The organism is Paraburkholderia sp. A1RI_3L, from assembly GCF_048957895.1.
In the GTDB taxonomy this organism is placed as follows: Bacteria; Pseudomonadota; Gammaproteobacteria; order Burkholderiales; family Burkholderiaceae; genus Paraburkholderia; species Paraburkholderia kururiensis.
In genome coordinates this window covers 83,926-103,197 of the sequence record NZ_JARCHA010000009.1, presented here as the reverse complement: position 1 = coordinate 103,197, position 19,272 = coordinate 83,926, and the positions used below count along the sequence as shown (strand labels likewise).

Below are 19,272 nucleotides of genomic sequence, written 5' to 3'. Positions count from 1 at the left end.
GCCCTCACAAAGACTGAGAGAACAATCATGCATGAAATAGACGAATTTCTGAAAAAGCATCACATCACCGAAATCGAAGCAATCATTCCCGACATGGCCGGGATTGCGCGCGGCAAGATCATTCCGCGCAGCAAGTTCGAATCAGGCGAGTCGATGCGTTTGCCCCAGGCCGTGATGATTCAGACCGTCACCGGCGAGTATCCGGAAGACGGCACCCTCACTGGCGTGACGGACCCCGATATGGTCTGCGTGCCCGACCCGTCCACCATCCGCATCATTCCCTGGGCCGTCGACCCCACCGCACAGGTCATTCACGACTGCGTCCATTTCGACGGCACACCCGTGGAAATCTCACCGCGCCGCGTACTGCGCCGCGTGCTCGACCTCTACAAGGCGAAGGGCTGGAAGCCTGTCATTGCACCGGAACTCGAGTTCTATCTGGTGGAAATGAACAAGGACCCGGACATGCCGCTCGCGCCGCCTATCGGTCGCACGGGGCGTCCCGAAACGGGCCGCCAGGCGTATTCGATCGAAGCGGTCAACGAGTTCGATCCGCTTTTTGAGGACATCTACGAGTACTGCGACGTGCAGGACCTGGAGGTGGACACGCTCATCCACGAAGTGGGCGCCGCGCAAATGGAAATCAACTTCCTGCACGGCGACCCGCTCAACCTGGCCGACCGCGTGTTCCTCTTCAAGCGCACGGTGCGTGAAGCCGCGCTGCGCCATCACATGTATGCCACCTTCATGTCGAAGCCCATGGAGAACGAGCCCGGTTCCGCCATGCACGTGCATCAAAGCCTCGTGAGCGAAGAGACGGGCCAGAACCTCTTCACGGGCAGCGACGGCAAGGCCACCGACATGTTCTACGGCTACATCGCCGGCCTGCAGAAGTACACGCCGGCGCTCATGCCCATCTTTGCGCCGTACATCAATTCGTATCGCCGGCTCTCGCGTTTCATGGCGGCCCCCATCAACGTGCAATGGGGCTTCGACAACCGCACGGTGGGTTTCCGCATTCCGTACTCGTCGCCCGCTGCACGGCGTATCGAGAACCGTATCCCGGGCGTGGACTGCAATCCGTATCTCGCCATCGCGGCCACGCTCGCGGCGGGCTACCTCGGCATGACGCAGCACCTCAAGCCCACCGACCCGCTCACGAGCGACGGCTACGAGCTGCCGTACCAGTTGCCGCGCAACCTGGAAGAAGGTCTCACGCTGATGGCCGCGTGCGAGCCGCTCAACTCGATGCTGGGCGAGAAGTTCGTCAAGGCCTATCTGGCGCTGAAGGAAACCGAATACGAAGCGTTCTTCCGCGTGATCAGTTCGTGGGAACGCAAACATCTGCTGCTGCACGTTTAAAACAACGCGCAGACACATTGGAGGCAACATGAGTTACCGGACAGAAGAAGCAGCATGGGTACAAGTGGCACCGGCCGCGCCCGTGGCGGGCGCGCAGGTCGCGCAGCAACGCACCACCGCGGAATACCGTGCGCTCGACGCGGCGCACCACATCCATCCGTTTTCGGACATGGGTTCGCTCAATCGCGCGGGTAGCCGCGTGATCGTGAAGGCGCAGGGCGTCTATCTGTGGGACTCCGAAGGCAACAAGATCATCGACGGCATGGCGGGGTTGTGGTGCGTGAACGTCGGGTACGGTCGCAAAGAACTGGCGGAAGCGGCCTACCGGCAGATGCAGGAGCTGCCCTACTACAACACGTTCTTCAAGACCACGCACCCGCCCGTCATCGAACTTTCCGCGCTGCTGGCCGAAATCACGCCCGCACCGTTCACGCACTTCTTCTATTGCAACAGCGGATCGGAAGGCAACGACACGGTGCTGCGCACGGTGCATCAGTACTGGATCACGCAGGGCAAGCCGTCGAAGAAGTACGTCATCTCGCGCAAGAACGCCTATCACGGTTCGACCATTGCGGGCGCCACGCTGGGCGGCATGGGCTACATGCACGAACAGATGCCTTCGAAAGTCGAGCACATCGTTCATATCGACCAGCCCTACTACTTCGGCGAAGCCGAGGCCGGCATGACGCCCGAGGCGTTCGGCCTTGCACGCGCGCAGCAGCTCGAAGCGAAGATTCTCGAACTGGGTGCGGAAAACGTAGCCGCGTTCATCGGTGAGCCTTTCCAGGGGGCGGGCGGCGTGATCTTCCCGCCCTCCACGTATTGGCCGGAGATCCAGCGTATCTGCCGCAAGTACGACATCCTGCTCGCGGCGGACGAAGTGATCGGCGGGTTCGGGCGCACCGGCGAATGGTTCGCACACCAGCATTTCGGTTTCGAGCCGGACCTCATCACCATGGCCAAGGGCCTCACGAGCGGCTACATTCCGATGGGCGCGGTGGGTCTGCACGAGCGCATTGCGAAGGCGATCATCGAGCACGGCGAGTTCAACCACGGCCTCACGTATTCGGGCCATCCGGTTGCCGCTGCCGTGGCGCTCGCGAATCTGAAACTGCTGCGCGACGGCAAGATCGTGGAGCGCGTGAAGAACGACACCGGTCCGTACTTCCAGCAACTGCTGCGCGAGACATTCGCGGGTCATCCGTTGATCGGCGAGATTGCGGGTGCGGGCCTCGTTGCGGGGCTGCAGCTCGCGCAAGACCCGAAAACGCGCAAGCGCTTCGAAAACGGCGGCGACGTAGGCACGATTTGCCGCGACTTCTGCTTCAACGGCAACCTCATCATGCGGGCCACCGGCGACCGGATGCTGCTTTCGCCGCCGCTCGTCATCACGAGGCAGGAAATCGACGAACTCGTGTCGAAGGCGAAAAAAGCCGTCGACGCAACGGCGCAACAACTGGGTCTTTCGTAACTGCCACACCTTCGGACGGCGGCCTATGGGGTGCACCGCGGGGGTGTACCGGGGCGAGCCGCCGTCCGGCTCTCACCTTCAGGGGAATAACCATGCGTGTTTGTCATCTTCGTCATGCAGTCGCAAGTGCGGCGGTTCTCGTGGTCGGCGGTCTCGCGGCGTTTTCGAGTCCGGCGGTGCAGGCGGCCGACACCGAGTTGAACGTCTATAACTGGTCCGACTACATCGCGAAGGACACGATTCCGAACTTCGAGAAGCAAAGCGGCGTCAAGGTCAAGTACGACAACTACGACAGCGACGACACGCTGCAAGCCAAGCTGCTTGCAGGCAGCTCGGGCTACGACATCGTGGTGCCCACGTCGAACTACATGGCCAAGCAGATTCAGGCGGGCGTCTACCAGAAGCTCGACAAGTCGAAGATTCCGAATCTGGCGAACCTCGATCCCGTGCTGATGAAGATGATCGCCGACGCCGACCCGGGCAACCAGTACGGCGTGCCTTGGGCGTACGGCACCGACGGCGTGGGCTACAACGTGCAGGCCGTCAAGAAGGCGCTGGGCGACAACGCACCCGTGGATAGCTGGTCCCTCGTGCTCGATCCGCAGTACCTCTCCAAGCTGAAGGGCTGCGGCGTGTCGTTCCTCGATCAGGCTGTAGACGTGTTCGCCGCCACGCTGCAATACATGCACAAAGATCCAAACAGCACGAACCCTGCGGACTACCAGGCAGCGTTCCAGGTGCTCAAGCAGGTTCGTCCGTACATCACGCAGTTCAACTCGTCGGGCTACATCAACGACCTCGTGAACAACGACGTTTGCGTGGCGCTGGGCTGGTCGGGCGACGTCGGCATCGCACGCCGCCGCGCTCAGGAAGCCAAGCGTTCGTACGAGGTCAAGTTCTCGAACCCGAAGGAAGGCGGTCTGCTGTGGTTCGACGTGATGGTGATTCCGAAAGACGCGCCGCATCCCGAAGCGGCCATGAAGTGGATCAACTACATCGAAGACCCGAAGGTCAACGCCGCGATCACGAACGAGGTGTTCTACCCCACCGCGAATCACGCGGCTCGCCAGTTCGTCGTGCCCGCCGTTGCACAGGACACCACGGTTTACCCGCCCGAAGACGTGCTGAAGAAGATGACGCTGATGCGGCCGATGCCGGCAGACATTCTGCGTCTTGAAAACCGTCTCTGGGCTCAGCTGAAGACCGGTCACTAACCCGACGCGCACCACCATCCACGTTTGCGGAAAAGGCGTCGCTCGACACCTCTTCCGCGCGAAGTCAGCAATCCGGCAGTTCGGCAGCGCGCGTGCGAACGCGCGCGGTCTCCCCGATTACCGCAGCAGTCCCCCCTGCGAATCGCCTTGCGCGCCTCGTGTGGGAGCACTCGCGCCTGCAATTGCGCAGGTTCAGCAAGGAAGGAATGGTTACATCATGAAATCGACGCCTTCAGTCAATGCCGCACAGATGGCGCGCCCGCCCGCGGCCGGGCAAGCGAAAACCGACGAGTTCGTCCGCATCGAAAACGTCGTCAAGAAATTCGGCGACAGCACCGCCGTGGACAACGTGAGCCTCAGCATCGCGAAAAACGAGCTGTTTGCACTGCTTGGCAGCTCCGGCTGCGGCAAGTCCACGCTGCTGCGCATGCTCGCGGGACTGGAGACGGCCACCTCCGGGCGCATCTTCGTGGACGGCGAAGACCTCGCCACGCTTCCGCCGTACCGCAGGCCCGTCAACATGATGTTCCAGTCGTACGCGCTCTTTCCGCACATGACGGTGGAAGCGAACGTCGCATTCGGCCTCAAGCAGGAAGGCGCGCCGAAGAACGAGATTCGCGACCGCGTGGCCGACGTGCTCAACCTCGTGCAGATGAGCCGCTACGCGCAGCGCAAGCCGCACCAGCTTTCCGGCGGTCAGCAGCAACGTGTGGCGCTGGCGCGCTCGCTCGTGAAGCGCCCCAAGCTGCTCCTGCTCGACGAACCGATGTCCGCGCTCGACAAGAAGATTCGCCAGAAGACGCAGCTGGAACTCGTGAACATCATCGAGAAGGTAGACGTGACCTGCGTGATGGTCACGCACGACCAGGAAGAAGCCATGACGATGGCGAGCCGCCTCGCCGTGATGAGCGAAGGCCGCATCGTGCAGATTGGTACGCCTAACCAGGTGTACGAGTTTCCGAACAGCCGCTTCTCCGCGGAGTTCATCGGCTCAACCAATCTCTTCGAAGGTGTGGTGGTGGAAGACGAGCCCGACCACATCTTCGTGGAAAGCGAAGACCTCGAAGCGCGCATGTATGTGAGCCACGGTGTGACCGGGCCGCTCGGCATGCCGGTGGGCATTTCGGTGCGTCCCGAACGTGTACGCGTGACGCGCGAGCGTCCCTCGGCACCGCACAACTGGGCGCGCGGCGTGGTGACGGATGTTGCGTACATGGGCAGCTATTCGCTGTATCACGTGCGCCTGCCAAGCGGCAAAGTCGTGGTCTCCAATCTCTCCAGCTCGCACCTCATGCAAGACGGTGCGCCCGACTACAACGACGACGTGTTCGTCTCCTGGTCGCCGGCTAGCGGCGTGGTGCTGACGCAATGAGAAACCCTGCCTCCCCTTCCTTGCCGGTGGTCAACGGCAGCACCGCGTCGGTACGCGCTACGCTTGCGCGCACGCTTTCGCGTTTCGTTCCCTCCGGGCGCTCCACCGTAATCGGTGTGCCGTTCGTATGGCTCGCGGTGTTCTTCGCGCTGCCGTTCGTGCTGGTGCTGAAAATCAGCTTCGCCGACCAGATGATGAGCATTCCGCCCTACACGGCCTTGATGAGCGTGAAGGACGGCATGGTGCACTTCGCACTGCAGCTCGGGCACTACGCGTTCCTGTTGCAGGACAGTCTCTATATCGCCACCTACATCAGCTCGCTGAAGATGGCGGCGGTATCCACGCTGCTGTGCCTTCTCATCGGCTACCCCATTTCGTACTACATCGCGCGCTCGGCCCCTGGCACGCGCAACATTCTGATGATGGGCGTGATGCTGCCGTTCTGGACGTCGTTCCTGATTCGCGTCTACGCCTGGATCGGCATCCTGAAAGACGACGGGCTGCTCAACCACGCGCTCATGGCCATCGGCCTCATCCACAACCCGCTGCGGCTCTATCACAGCGACGCGGGTGTCTATATCGGCATGGTGTATTCGTATCTGCCGTTCATGGTGATGCCGCTTTACGCGCACCTCGTGAAGATGGACCTCACGCTGCTGGAAGCGGCCTACGATCTGGGCGCGAAGCCGTGGGTCGCGTTCACGCGCATCACGTTGCCGCTTTCGAAGAACGGCATCATCGCGGGCAGCCTGCTCGTGTTCATTCCCGCCGTGGGCGAGTACGTGATTCCCGAACTGCTGGGCGGCGCCGACACGTTGATGCTGGGCCGCGTGATGTGGGACGAGTTCTTCAACAACATGGACTGGCCCATGGCTTCCGCGGTAACGGTCGCAATGGTCATGCTGCTGCTCGTGCCGATGGCCGTCTTTCAGTATTACCAGGTCAAAGAACTGGGGGACGCGAAATGATCAAGCCCAACAAGCCGCTTTCCGTGAGCGTGCTCGCGCTCGGTTTTCTGTTTCTGTACATCCCGATCATCAGCCTCGTTGTCTACTCGTTCAACGAATCGAAGCTCGTAACGGTGTGGTCCGGTTTCTCGTTCAAATGGTACGCGGCGCTGCTTCAGGATGACGAACTACTTTCCGCCGCGTGGCTCTCGCTGAAGATCGGTCTGATGACGGCCTTCGCATCGGTGGTGATCGGCACGTGGGCCGGGTTCGTGCTGGCGCGCTTCGGGCGCTTTCGCGGCTTCACGCTGTACACCGCGATGATCAACGCTCCGCTCGTGATTCCCGAAGTGATTCAGGGCATCTCGCTGCTGCTGCTCTTCGTGGCGATGGAGCAAATCTTGGGCTGGCCCAAGGGACGCGGCGTCTTCACGATGTGGATTGGTCACGTCATGCTGTGCGTTTCGTATGTCGCCATCATCGTGCAGTCGCGCGTGAAGGAGCTCAACAAGTCGCTGGAAGAAGCCGCGCTCGATCTGGGCGCCACGCCGCTCAAGGTGTTCTTCGTGATCACCTTGCCGCTGATCTCGCAGGCATTGATCTCGGGCTGGCTGCTTTCGTTCACGCTTTCTATCGACGACCTCGTGCTCTCCGCGTTCCTCTCCGGGCCCGGCTCCACCACGCTGCCGCTCGTGGTGTTCTCGCGCGTGCGTCTTGGTTTGAACCCCGAAATGAACGCGCTCGCCACGCTCTTCATCACGGCCGTGACGATCGGCGTCATCGTCGTGAACCAGTTCATGGTGGCACGTGACCGACGACGCCTGCGCGACATGCAGATGGCCTTTTCACAGCCCTCGCACGCGGACACGTCCGACACCGATTCGCCGCAACCCCGAACCGCCGCCGCGCGCAAAACGCTCGGCACGGCCTGAAGCAGACGCCGCACGCATTGAAGCCGAAGTTATCCGCGATACGACCGACGATAAGGAGAATCTAGATGAGAAAGAAGCTAATCTGTCTGCTCGTGGCCGGGGCGTTGCCCGGTATTGCGCTCGCAGACTCCACAAGCGCACAGATCAAGGCCCTGCAGGCGCAGTTGAACGCGCTGCAAAAGGAAGTAAAGGACCTGAAGTCGCAACTGGCCACGAAGCCGACGGCTAGCGCGGCAACTGCGCCCGCGCCGGTCGATATCTCGTCGCCAGACTACGGCAAGGCTCGCGCCACGCTGACGAACGACGAAGTGACGGAGATGAAGCAGCAGATCGCGAACCAGCAGCTCAAGGTGGATTCGCTCACCGACGCTGCAAATACGGGGCCGATCGCGGGTCTTTCCGTTACGGGCTACATCGATCCGACTTACGTGTATAACCGCGCGCCGGGCACGTCCTCGTTCCTGTTCGCGAATCACGAGAGCGCCTACAACTACTTCAACAGCACGTTCGGCGACCTCTATCTCGACATCAAGAAGACCTTTGGCGTAGGCCCGATGGCGCCGTCCGCCGAAATCACCTTGATGCCGAACCGCGGCAACGGCATCACGCTGCTCACCAACGAGCACGGCAACATCGGCAACAACATCCTGAACACCGCGGTGGTGAACGTGCCGCTCACAGCGACCACGACGCTCGTGGCGGGCTTGATTCCGAGCTTTGGCGGCTACGAAGTGCAGCAGTCGAACCAGATGCTCACGCTCACGCACAACCTGCTGTATGACTTCTCGGATCCGGGCAGCTATATCGGTATCGGTGCGAACTACACGTCGGGCAACTGGGCGTGGAAGTTCTTCCTCGGCAACGAGCAGTACCGCACGTATGGCTCGGTCACGCAGACGGGCACGAATGCGTTCGGCGATCCGATCACCACCAGCAACAAGATTCCGACCTTCACGGCGCGTGCGGATTACACGTGGTCGAGCGCGCTGGATATCGGCGGGTCGTTCAATATCGGGCGGCAGACGCTTTCGAGCGCGACGAATGCGGCGGGTCAGGTGGTGTTCGGCCCAGGCGGCCAGGCAACGAACTCAGCCGGCTACTACGTCTTCGGCGAACTCGACGCAACCTACACGCTCGCAGACGTTCAGTACAACGCCGAAGTCGACTACGGTCAGCAGCAACGCGCCGCGTTCAACGGCGGCAACGCGCAGTGGTATGGCCTGTCGCTCCTCGCGCACCGCAAGTTCAACGTGCCGGGCCTGGGACGCATGGGTGCCACGGCGCGTTACGACCTGCTCGTGGATAGCAAGAACGGCGGCGGCGGCGGCGGCATCGTGCTGGGCGGCAACGGCATGGACAGCGCCAACGGCTTCGGCATCGGCGCAGACTGTCTGGCGGCGTCGCAGGCCAACGGCGGGCTCGGCTTCGAGTGCAAGGGCGCGAACCGTCAGGACGTAGCGCTGGACCTGCTGTTCTACCCGACCCAGCAAATCACGGTGAAGGTCGAATATCGCCACGACTGGGCCAACAAGAACGTGTTCCTGCGCAACGACGGTTCGTACACGAAGAGCAACGACCTGATCGCCACGCAGTTCATCTACTCGTTCTAACGAGTGCGCAGCGGGCGGCGGCGCGCATGCCGCCGCCCGCTTTTTGTATCCCCTATGCTCAAATTCTGCAATCAGCCTCACGTCGCGTCGTATTACGCGGCCACCGTCAACGACACCACACGCTATCCCTCGCTCGAAGGGTTCATCGACGCCGACGTTTGCGTGATCGGCGCCGGCCTCACGGGCGTGTCCGCTGCGCTCAATCTTGCCGAACGCGGCTATTCCGTGGCCGTGCTGGAAGCGTCGAAAGTCGGATGGGCCGCGAGCGGGCGCAACGGCGGGCAAATGATTGGCGGCTTTGCCTGCGATATCGACACGTTCGCGCAATACATGAACGAAGGCGAAGTGCGGCAGATCTGGGACATGGGGCTCGAAACGCTCGCCATCGTGAAAGAGCGCGTCGCGAAGCACAACATAGATTGCGCACTGACGCCGGGCTACCTCACCGCCGCCAACAAGCCGCGCGATGTGCTCGCTTTGCAGCACTGGCGCGACGAAGCGGCCCGGCGCTTCGGCTATGAGGGTTTTCGTTACGTGGAAGGCAGCGAGATGGGCACGTATGTGCAGTCCTCGCGCTACCTGGGCGGCCTGTTCGATCCCGACAGCGGCCACCTGCATCCGCTCAATTACACGTTGGGCCTTGCACGCGCGGCTGCGCAGAACGGTGCGCGCATTTACGAAGACAGCTGCGTCACGCGACTTGTCAGCGCGAACGGCGGGCATGTGGTGGAAACCGCACGGGGCTCGGTTCGCGCGAAATTTGTCGTGCTCGCATGCAACACCTACCTCGGTGCGCTTGCGCCCGACGTGGCACGCAAGATCATGCCCGTAGGCACGTACGTGATCGCAACGGAACCGCTCGGCGAGGCCCGCGCCCAGGCGCTGATGCCCGCGCAGGCCGCCGTGTGCGACAGCCGCTTCGTGCTCGACTACTTCCGCCTCGCGCCGGATATGCGGCTGTTGTGGGGCGGCAAGGTGAGCTATTCCACGCTCGCACCGCGGAACCTGGGCGAAGCGATGCGCCGCGATATGCTCAAGACCTTTCCGCAACTGGCCGACGTGAAGATCGATTACGCGTGGGGCGGCTTCGTCGACATCACGATGAATCGCGCGCCGCACTTCGGGCGCATTGCGCCCACGGTCTATTTCGCGCAAGGCTTTTCGGGGCACGGCGTCAACACGACGGGGCTTGCCGGCAAGCTGATTGCGGAAGCTATCGACGGACAGGCAAGCCGTTTCGATCTGTTCGGCAAGATTCGCCACCGCGACTTTCCGGGCGGCAGCGCGCTGCGCACGCCGGCCCTCGTACTCGCGATGGCCTGGTATCGAATGAAGGATTTGCTCGGATGACCTCAAGCCTCGACTCGCGCGCCGACGCGCTCGCGCGAAACTCCTGGTATGAAGCCAGCGTGCCGCGCGGCGCCGACGACCCCATGCTCGAAGGCACCGTAGATGCCGACGTGTGCGTGATAGGCGCGGGCTATGCGGGGCTTTCCGTTGCACTCGAATGTCGCGAGCGCGGCCTCACGGTGGCCGTGGTTGACGCGCATCGCGCGGGTTGGGGCGCATCGGGCCGCAACGGCGGACAGATGCTGACCGGCTTCGCGAAAGACGAAGTGATGGAACAGCAGTTGGGCGCCGACGGCATGCGCGCGGCGTGGGCGATGTCGGTGGAAGGCGTGGCGCTGGTGCGCGAGCGCATTGAACGCTACGGCATCGAATGCGAGTTCACGCCGGGCTACGTGACCGTTGCGACGAAATCCAAACGCGTGCCGGATCTGCGCCACTGGATGGATGCGGCCACCACGCGCTGGGGCTACAGCGGGCTACAGTGGCTCGACAGCAACCAGGTGCAGAGGTACGTTTCGTCGCCGCGCTACCTTGCAGGCGTCTACGACTCCTTCTCCGGGCATCTGCATCCGCTCAAGTATTGCCTGGGCCTCGCTGCCGCAGCGAGACGCGAAGGCGCGATGCTGTTCGCTCAATCGCCCGTGCTCGACGTGGTGCGCGGCGCGAAGCCTGTGGTGCGCACCGCAACGGGCGAAGTGCGCTGCCGCTTCGTGGTGGCGTGCTGCAACGCGGCACCTGGCGGTGTGCTGCCGGCGCCCATCGCGGCACGCATTGCGCCGGTCGCGTCGTACATCGTCGCCACGGAACCGCTCGGCAAAGCCCGCGCCGATGCCTTGATCCCCAGCCGCGCGGCCATTTGCGACAACAACTTCTTTCTCGATTACTTCAGGCTCTCGGCAGATCACCGCCTGCTGTTCGGCGGCCGTGCGAGTTCCGCTGCCGCGTCGCCCGCGCAACTGGCCGAGGCCATTCGCAAACGCATGGTGGGCGTGTTCCCGTCGCTCGACGACACGAAGGTGCAGCACACGTGGGGCGGTTTCGTCGACGTCACGCGCAACCGTGCGCCGGACTTCGGCGCCATCGATCCAAATTACTTCTACGTGCAGGGCTTTTCAGGGCACGGCGTGGCGCTCACGGGTATTGCGGGGCGTGTCGTCACGCAAGCCATCGTGGGGCAGCGCGCCGCGTTCGATCTGTTCGCGCAGATCAAACACGCGCGCTTTCCAGGCGGGCCAGCATGGCGACAGCCGGCGCTCGAACTCGGCATGTTGTATTACCGGGTGAGGGAATGGTTGTAGAGCGGTGAAGCGGCTGCTTCGGCAGCAGCCGTGCTGTTGCTCCTCACGCAGCAGCACCGCAACACAACTGCACAGCGTGCAGCAGCGCCGCAGCCGTTTAGGCGCGAGTCGGCGGCCGGATCAAGCGGCCTGTCGCGCGCCACGCCTCGCGCGAAGGCGCAAAACGCGCGGCATGGCATAGCCAGTGCTAGAAGAGCGGACCCGCAGGTACATCGCCTGCCTCACCTCTTCACCTGACCGGCTCGCCTATGAACCAGCTCACTCAACCTGCGCCTTTTCCCGCCACGTCCGCCGTCGACTACGAACAGCTCGCCGTCCGTTTTCGCCCCATCTTCAAGCGAATCGCCGAAGGCGCCCTTCAGCGCGAACGCACACGCGCGCTGCCGTACGAGCAAATCGGCTGGCTGAAGGCTGCCGGTTTCGGCGCCGTGCGCGTGCCGCTCGAATACGGCGGTGGCGGTGCTTCGCTGCCGCAACTCACTCGCTTGCTGATCGAACTGGCCGAAGCGGATTCCGCGCTGCCGCAGGCGCTACGCGGCCATTTCGCGTTCGTCGAAGACCGCTTGAATGCAGCGCCTGGCGCGAGCCGCGACGCATGGCTCGAACGCTTCGTGGCGGGCGACCTCGTCGGCAACGCGTGGACCGAAGTGGGCGACGTGAAGATTGGCGACGTCATCACACGTGTGTCGCGTGACGGGGACCGCTGGGTAGTCAACGGTCGCAAGTACTACAGCACAGGCAGCATCTTCGCGGACTGGATCGACGTCTATGCGCGCCGCGAAGACGGCCTCGACGTGATCGCGGCCGTGAGCACACATCAGCCCGGCGTGGGACACCGCGACGACTGGGACGGCTTCGGCCAGCGCACCACGGGCAGCGGCACGTCGACCTTCGAAAACGCCATGGTGGAAGAGGCGAACATCATCGACTTTTCCACACGCTTCAAATATCAGACGGCGTTCTATCAACTCGTGTTGATTGCGGTGGTCGCCGGCACGGGGCGCGCCATCGTACGCGACGTGGCCGAGGAGGTTCGCAACCGCAAACGCGTCTATAGCCACGGCAATGCGCTCGCCGTGCGCGATGACGCCCAGGTGCAACAGGTGGTGGGCGAGATCGCCGCGCGCGTCTACGCGGCCGAAGCCACCGCATGGCGCGCGGCGGAAGCGGTGCAGCGCGCCTACGATACGCACTTCGGCGAAGACCGCAAGGCCGAGCACGACGCCAACGTCCACGCAGAACTGGAGACGGCGAAAGCGCAGATCGCAGTGGCGCAACTGGTGTTGCCCGCAGCGACGGATCTATTCAACGCGCTCGGTGCGTCGGGCACGAGCGAGCAGAAGCTGCTGGATCGCCACTGGCGCAACGCGCGAACGGCGGCGTCGCACAATCCGCTCATCTATAAGGAGCGGATCGTAGGCGACTGGGAGATCAATGGCACAGAGCCGCCCTACGTCTGGCAGATCGGCGCAGGCAAGAACGCGCAAAGCGAGCGCGCTGCCAACGCTGCCGATTAAGCCCAACGTGCACGCGGCGCATGTTGCCGCGTGCTACTTCAACGCATCGATCTCTCGCGCGCGAATGAGCCGCGCGCGCAGCACGTTGCGGCTGATGCCGAGCAGTCGCGCCGCCTGCACCTGATTCCGATGGCAGTAATCGAACGCCACGCGCATCACCATGTTCTCGATCCGTTCAAACAGCCCGTCATGGCCTTCTTCGAGAAGCACGCGTAACGCGGCCTCCAACACACGTTCGGTGTTCGCCGCCCGCTCAGGTTCGCGTTCCGGCGCAATGCAACGCACGCGATGCACGTCGAGCGAGGACAGCGGCAAATCCGCTTCGCCCAGCCTGTCGCGTGGGCAAACCAGCAGCGCATGATGGACCACGTTTTCGAGTTCGCGAATATTGCCGGGCCAACTGTACGCACTGAGCTTGCGTTGCGCCGCTTCGTCCAGGTCGCGCGCGCCGTGCCCGATCCGCTCGCGATAGGTCCGCATGAAATGATGGGCGAGCGGAAGAATGTCGCCGGGCCGCTCGCGCAACGCAGGCACCGCAAGCTGAACGACGTTGAGGCGATAGTAGAGGTCCTCGCGAAAGCGACCCGCCACCACCGCGTCGCGAAGATGTACGTTGGTGGCCGCCACCACCCGCACGTCGACGGGAGTGCTCCCGCGCGCACCCAGCCGCACGACCTCGCGTTCCTGCAGCACGCGCAGCAATTTCACCTGCATGGGCAGCGGCAAGTCCCCAATCTCGTCAAGAAACAGCGTGCCACCCTGTGCCGCTTCGAACCACCCGGGCTTCGCAGAAAGTGCGCCGGTGAATGCGCCCTTCTCATGACCGAACAACTCGCTTTCCACGAGCGATTCGGAGAGCGCCCCGCAATTCACGGCAATAAACGGCGCATCGCGCCGATGGCTCAGATGATGCACGTGACGTGCAACGAGTTCCTTGCCCGTACCTGTCTCGCCCACGATCAGCACATTCGCGTCACTCGGCGCAACGAGCTGGATGCGCTCCAGCAACGCAAGCGAGCGCGGGTCGGCAAACACCTGTGCAGTAGCACGCGGCGACGCGGCGGCAGGGCTCGCATATGTGGAGCGCCTGTCGGGCATCGCAATGACTGAAGGTGAGGTATGAGGCGCAGCTTCGTGCCGGCGATGTGCAAGGTAGTGGACGGACGGATTCATGGCCTGGGTCTGTCGTCTATCGAAGGTGCATGGGCCGCTGCGTTGCTTTCATCGCACGCGTGCATGTCGGGCAGGTCATTCTGAACAAATCGCGGCGTCGGCAAGCGATTTTGTTTCCATAACCAAAGTCGGATTGCTGCTATGGCAGCACCGGCCGACGCTTCGAACGCGGCACGAGGTTGTTACACGGCGCATCTCGCTGCGGTAAACACCACTTAACGGCGTAGCAGCAGCGCTGCTCCTGGCGCAGCAGCCATGCAGCGGCGCTGCTCGCCTGCGTTCATCACGCAGCCGCATAACGAATCCGCAGTGCGCGATATAGACGGCGTTTCGGCTTGCACGCCTTGTCCAGCGGCTCGGCAACCCCCATGCGAACGCGGCCCGTCCGTCGCTTTCACGTTGGCATGCTCCTCGCATAGTGATCCTGACGAACCATCACTGTCTTGCGACAAGGACGCAGCCGTATGAGCAGAAAACTGAAAATCGTCGGGGTATCGGGCAGCGTGCGCCGGCCGTCGCGCACCCATGTGCTCGTGGAGCATCTGGTGACGACGCTTGCGGCGAGCCTTGCTGCGGACACTCATCTCGTGGAGCTTGGCGAGATTGCGCCCCAGCTTGCCGCCTCATTGGATCGCGACCGACTGACGCCGGACGTGCGCTCCCATATCGACGCCATCGAATCCGCCGATCTGCTCGTTGTGGGCAGTCCCGTGTATCGCGCCTCGTTTACAGGGCTCTTCAAGCACCTGTTCGACCTCGTGCATCACGAAGCGTTGTTCGATGTACCCGTGCTGCTCGCCGCAACCGGCGGCAGCGAGCGGCACGCGCTCGTGATCGACCATCAATTGCGCCCGCTCCTCAGCTTCTTTCAGGCGCACACATTGCCCATTGGCGTCTATGCGTCCGAGCACGATTTCGATCACTACGCCATTGCCAGCGACTCACTGCGCGACCGCCTCGCACTAGCTGTTTCGCGAGCGTTGCCGTTCGTACAGCAGCGGTCTTCGCCATCCAGTGCAGATTCCTTCTCTACGCCCTCACCTGCGCACGCTGTTACGGCCGCTGCGTGAATTTCGATCCATTTGCCTTCACGAGGATTTTCCGATGACCGATACCGTTTCCCGCGACGACGCCGTGAAATTCGCCTACTGGGTGCCCAACGTGAGCGGCGGCCTGGTTGTGAGCACGATCCCGCAACGCACCGACTGGAGCCTCGAATACAACCAGAAGCTCGCACGCGTGGCCGAAGATGCCGGCTTCGAATACGCACTGAGCCAGATCCGCTTCACGGCGGGCTACGGCGCCGAATACCAGCACGAATCCGTGTCGTTCAGCCAGGCGCTGCTGCACGCCACGACGAAGCTCAAGGTGCTTGCCGCCATCCTGCCTGGGCCGTGGCATCCGGCCGTGGTCGCAAAGCAGATTGCCACCATCGACCACATCTCGAACGGCCGCATTGCGATCAACGTGGTGAGCGGCTGGTTCAAGGGCGAGTTCACGGCGATCGGCGAACCGTGGCTTGAACACGACGAACGGTATCGACGGTCGAATGAATTCATTCGTGCCTTGAAGGGCATCTGGACGCAAGACCGCTTCACGTTCAAAGGCGATTTCTATCGCTTCAACGAATACACGTTGAGCCCCAAGCCTGTTCAGAAGCCGCATCCCGAAATCTTCCAGGGCGGCAGCTCGCGTGCCGCTCGCGACAACGCAGCAAGCGTTTCGGATTGGTATTTCACCAACGGCAATACGGTGGAAAACCTGAAGGCCCAGATCGACGACATTCAAAGCAAGGCCGCAAAGAACGGACACACGGTGCGCATTGGCGTGAATGCTTTCGTCATCGCGCGCGATACGGAAGAAGAAGCGAGAGCCGTGCTCGACGACATCATCCGGCATGCGCACGTGGAAGCCGTGCATGCATTCGGCGATGCGGTGAAGGAGGCAGGCAAGGCGTCGCCCGAGGGCGAAGGCAACTGGGCGAAGTCCACCTTCGAAGACCTCGTGCAGTACAACGACGGCTTCCGCACGAATCTGATCGGCACGCCGCAGCAGATTGCCGAACGCATCGTCGAGCTGAAGTCCGTGGGCGTCGATCTCGTGCTTGCCGGTTTCCTGCACTTCATCGAGGAAGTGGAGTATTTCGGGAAGAAGGTCTTGCCGCTCGTGCGCGAGCTTGAAGCGGCACGCGAGGCGAAGGCCGCATGAACGTGGTGCGCTCATCCGCTGCGGGAAGCGTGGCTGCGACACATGCTGCGGACGTCCCGCTGCTTTCGCTCGAGAACATTTCGCTGTCGTTCGATGGCGTGCAGGCCATTGCCGACTTGAGTTTCGACGTGGAGGCCGGCGCCATCTGCTCGCTGATCGGCCCGAACGGTGCGGGCAAGAGTTCGCTGCTGAACGTCATCAATGGCGTGTACGCACCGCAGCGCGGCACGATCCGCTTCGCGGGCCACGCGTATACGCGGATGAACGCCTACCACGCGGCACACACCGGCATCGCGCGAACGTTCCAGAACATCGCGCTCTTTCGGCGGATGAGCGTACTCGACAACGTACTGACGGGGCGCAGCTTGCACCGGCACAGCACGTGGATCGAGCAGACCTTCGGCGTGGGCCGCGCGCGGCGCGATGAAGTGCAGCAACGCGAGCACGCGGATAACGTGATCGACGCACTCGATCTCACCCGTTATCGCAGCACGCCGGTCGGCACGCTGTCGTATGGCTTGCAGAAACGCGTGGAACTGGCACGGGCACTCGCCGCCGAGCCTCGGCTCTTGCTGCTCGACGAACCGATGGCCGGCATGAATGCCGCCGAAAAAGCCGAGATGGCACGTTTCATCGCCGATGCAAACGCGCGGCTCGGCGTGACAGTCGTGCTGATCGAGCACGACATCGGCCTGGTGATGGACATTTCCAGCCACGTCGTAGTGCTCGATTACGGCAAGAAGATCGCCGACGGCACGCCCGCCGAGGTGCGTGCGAACCCGGCTGTGCTCACCGCCTATCTCGGCACGCGCCACTGACCCATGGATTGAACCGATGGATTTCTTTTTCGAAGTGCTGGCCGGCGGCCTGCTTGCCGGCGTCATGTATTCGCTCGTTGCGATCGGTTTCGTACTGATCTACAAGGCTTCGGGCGTCTTCAACTATGCGCAGGGTGCGCTGGTACTGTTCGGCGCACTCACGTTCGTGAGTCTCGTCGAGCGGCACATTGCGCCGTGGCTCGCATTCGCCATCACGCTTGCGGCGCTTGTCGCCATCGCACTCGCGGTAGGGCGGTTCGTGTTGCGGCCGCTCGTGAACCGTGCGCCCATCGTGCTCTTCATGGCGACGCTCGGCTTGAGCTTCATTCTCGAAGGCGCGGCGCAACTCGTGTGGGGCGCACAGGTACACGGTCTCGACATCGGAATCGACGACAAACCGCTCGCACTCGCGGGCGTGATGGTCAGCCAGCTCGATCTCTTCGCCGCCGCAACGGCCGGCGTGCTCGTCACCGTGCTCGCGCTGCTCGCGCGATATACGCGCTTCGGCCTTTCGCTGCGCGCCGTGGCCGACGACCCGCTTGCCGCGCTCGCCGTCGGCATACGGTTGCCGCGCGTGTGGGCTGTCGTCTGGGCACTGGCCGGCTTCGCGAGCCTCGTGGCCGGGCTATTGTGGGGCGCGCGGCTCGGCGTGCAGTTCTCGCTGTCGCTCGTCGTGCTCAAGGCGCTTCCGGTGCTGATCATTGGCGGCTTTTCGTCGATCGTGGGAGCGATTGTGGGCGGCCTCATCGTAGGCGGTACCGAAAAACTCGCCGAGGTGTACGTCGGCGCATGGGTAGGCGGCGGCATCGAGAACTGGTTCCCCTACGTTCTCGCGATGCTGTGCCTCCTGGTGCGGCCTGTGGGGCTCTTTGGCGAGCCCGCCGTCGAACGCGTGTGAGGCCCGCCATGTCCACTCGCCTTGCTCCTGCTCCCTCCTCCATCTCCGAATTGCGCGGCCAGCGCGTATGGACGCTTCTTGCTGGCGTCGCGGTCGCGGCCGTTCTATTTGGCGCGGTGCCCGCGTTTGCGAGCGAGTACTGGTTGACCGCCGTGCTCACGCCATTCCTCGTGCTCTCAGCCGCGGCGCTCGGCCTCAATCTCGTCACAGGCTACGCCGGGCAACTCTCGCTCGGCTCGGCCGCGTTCATGGCCGTGGGTGCCTACGCCACCTACAACCTGATCGTGCGCGTGCCAGGGCTACCCTTGCCGGCGGCGCTCCTTGGCGGCGGGCTCGTCACCGCCGCCGTTGGCGCGTTGTTCGGCCTGCCCGCATTGCGCATCAAGGGCTTCTATCTGATCGTCTCGACACTCGCAGCGCAGTTTTTCGTGGAATGGCTGTTCACGAAAGTCAGCTGGTTTTCGAACGACGATACGTCGGGCGTGCTCTCGGCGCCAAGACTTGCCATCGGCAACTGGCAGATCGATACGCCCGTGTCCCGCTACCTCTTCGTGTTGGGCACGGTGTTGCTGCTGTTCGCGTTTGGCGCGCGTCTCGTGCGCAGCGAATTGGGTAGGCGCTGGATGGCCGTGCGCGACATGGACACCGCCGCAAGCGTGATCGGCATTCCGGTTGCGGCATCGCGCCTTTATGCATTCGCGCTCAGTTCGTTCGTGATCGGCATTGCCGGTGCGCTGTGGGCGTTCGTCTACCTCGGCACCGTGGAACCGCACGGCTTCGATCTGAACCTGTCGTTCCAGGTGCTGTTCATCGTGATTATCGGCGGCATGGGCAGCGTGGGCGGCAATCTGCTCGGCGCGGCCTTCATCGTGTTGCTGCCCATCCTGCTCTCCAATGCGGCGAGCGCGCTGTCGCACGTTGGAATCGAAGCGGGTCAGCTGCAAAACCTGCAGAAAATCGTGCTCGGCACGTTGATCATCGTCTTCCTCGTGCGAGAGCCCGAAGGGCTCGCGCGTCTGCTCCAAACCACCTTGCAACGGTTACGGGCGCGTCGCGTCGCCTGACCGAATCGAACAGCCTCTCTTACCTACGCACTTCGCAC

General features: G+C 62.9%; 16 protein-coding genes. 15 read left to right on the top strand and 1 reads right to left on the bottom strand.

Annotation, left to right across the window (positions count from 1 at the left end):
- Window positions 1–27: 27 nt before the first annotated feature.
- From PXJ20_RS22735 to PXJ20_RS22690, 10 genes are all read left to right on the top strand, one after another.
- A complete protein-coding gene (locus tag PXJ20_RS22735) occupies window positions 28–1,362 on the top strand; it encodes a glutamine synthetase family protein (RefSeq protein WP_017774048.1) in 1,335 nt (444 codons plus the stop codon).
- Between the two features lie 28 nt (window positions 1,363–1,390).
- A complete protein-coding gene (locus tag PXJ20_RS22730) occupies window positions 1,391–2,833 on the top strand; it encodes an aspartate aminotransferase family protein (protein WP_413215687.1) in 1,443 nt (480 codons plus the stop codon).
- Between the two features lie 92 nt (window positions 2,834–2,925).
- Window positions 2,926–4,047, top strand: a complete 1,122-nt coding sequence (locus tag PXJ20_RS22725) for a polyamine ABC transporter substrate-binding protein (protein ID WP_126875461.1) — start codon at window positions 2,926–2,928, stop codon at window positions 4,045–4,047.
- 217 nt (window positions 4,048–4,264) lie between these two features.
- On the top strand, window positions 4,265–5,419 hold the full coding sequence (locus tag PXJ20_RS22720; RefSeq protein WP_017774051.1) for an ABC transporter ATP-binding protein: 1,155 nt from the start codon (window positions 4,265–4,267) through the stop codon (window positions 5,417–5,419).
- Window positions 5,416–6,387, top strand: a complete 972-nt coding sequence (locus tag PXJ20_RS22715) for an ABC transporter permease subunit (RefSeq protein WP_026121291.1) — start codon at window positions 5,416–5,418, stop codon at window positions 6,385–6,387. The genes PXJ20_RS22720 and PXJ20_RS22715 overlap by 4 nt, the downstream gene beginning before the upstream one ends.
- Window positions 6,384–7,298 carry an ABC transporter permease subunit gene (locus PXJ20_RS22710; protein WP_199540578.1) on the top strand — a complete coding sequence of 305 codons (915 nt, stop codon included), beginning with the start codon at window positions 6,384–6,386 and terminating at the stop codon, window positions 7,296–7,298. Before PXJ20_RS22715 ends, PXJ20_RS22710 begins: the two co-directional genes overlap by 4 nt.
- Window positions 7,299–7,363: 65 nt before the next feature.
- Complete coding sequence (locus PXJ20_RS22705) at window positions 7,364–8,908, top strand: DUF3138 family protein (protein ID WP_421031620.1); 1,545 nt, start codon at window positions 7,364–7,366, stop codon at window positions 8,906–8,908.
- Window positions 8,909–8,962: 54 nt separating this feature from the next.
- Window positions 8,963–10,258, top strand: coding sequence for an NAD(P)/FAD-dependent oxidoreductase (locus tag PXJ20_RS22700; protein ID WP_421057440.1), 1,296 nt, complete (start codon window positions 8,963–8,965; stop codon window positions 10,256–10,258).
- Complete coding sequence (locus PXJ20_RS22695; RefSeq protein WP_421031618.1) at window positions 10,255–11,556, top strand: NAD(P)/FAD-dependent oxidoreductase; 1,302 nt, start codon at window positions 10,255–10,257, stop codon at window positions 11,554–11,556. Before PXJ20_RS22700 ends, PXJ20_RS22695 begins: the two co-directional genes overlap by 4 nt.
- A gap of 248 nt (window positions 11,557–11,804) precedes the next feature.
- Window positions 11,805–13,073 carry an acyl-CoA dehydrogenase family protein gene (locus PXJ20_RS22690; RefSeq protein ID WP_421031617.1) on the top strand — a complete coding sequence of 423 codons (1,269 nt, stop codon included), beginning with the start codon at window positions 11,805–11,807 and terminating at the stop codon, window positions 13,071–13,073.
- Between the two features lie 33 nt (window positions 13,074–13,106).
- On the opposite strand, the gene PXJ20_RS22685 is transcribed toward PXJ20_RS22690, so the two are convergent.
- Window positions 13,107–14,171 (bottom strand): sigma-54 interaction domain-containing protein, encoded by a 1,065-nt coding sequence (locus PXJ20_RS22685; RefSeq protein WP_421032622.1) that lies wholly within the window; start codon window positions 14,169–14,171, stop codon window positions 13,107–13,109.
- A gap of 539 nt (window positions 14,172–14,710) precedes the next feature.
- On the opposite strand from PXJ20_RS22685, the gene msuE reads away from it, so the two are divergent.
- From msuE to PXJ20_RS22660, 5 genes are read left to right on the top strand one after another with little or no spacing between them, the layout of a single operon-like run.
- The gene (msuE, locus tag PXJ20_RS22680) at window positions 14,711–15,316 is read left to right on the top strand and encodes an FMN reductase (RefSeq protein ID WP_421031616.1); all 606 of its coding nucleotides are present in this window, start codon (window positions 14,711–14,713) and stop codon (window positions 15,314–15,316) included.
- Between the two features lie 34 nt (window positions 15,317–15,350).
- Window positions 15,351–16,454, top strand: a complete 1,104-nt coding sequence (gene sfnG, locus PXJ20_RS22675; protein WP_421031615.1) for a dimethylsulfone monooxygenase SfnG — start codon at window positions 15,351–15,353, stop codon at window positions 16,452–16,454.
- Window positions 16,451–17,272 (top strand): ABC transporter ATP-binding protein, encoded by an 822-nt coding sequence (locus tag PXJ20_RS22670; protein ID WP_421031614.1) that lies wholly within the window; start codon window positions 16,451–16,453, stop codon window positions 17,270–17,272. Before sfnG ends, PXJ20_RS22670 begins: the two co-directional genes overlap by 4 nt.
- Before the next feature lie 16 nt (window positions 17,273–17,288).
- Window positions 17,289–18,170 carry a branched-chain amino acid ABC transporter permease gene (locus tag PXJ20_RS22665; protein ID WP_277598945.1) on the top strand — a complete coding sequence of 294 codons (882 nt, stop codon included), beginning with the start codon at window positions 17,289–17,291 and terminating at the stop codon, window positions 18,168–18,170.
- 8 nt (window positions 18,171–18,178) lie between these two features.
- On the top strand, window positions 18,179–19,234 hold the full coding sequence (locus PXJ20_RS22660) for a branched-chain amino acid ABC transporter permease (RefSeq protein ID WP_421031613.1): 1,056 nt from the start codon (window positions 18,179–18,181) through the stop codon (window positions 19,232–19,234).
- Window positions 19,235–19,272 lie beyond the last annotated feature (38 nt).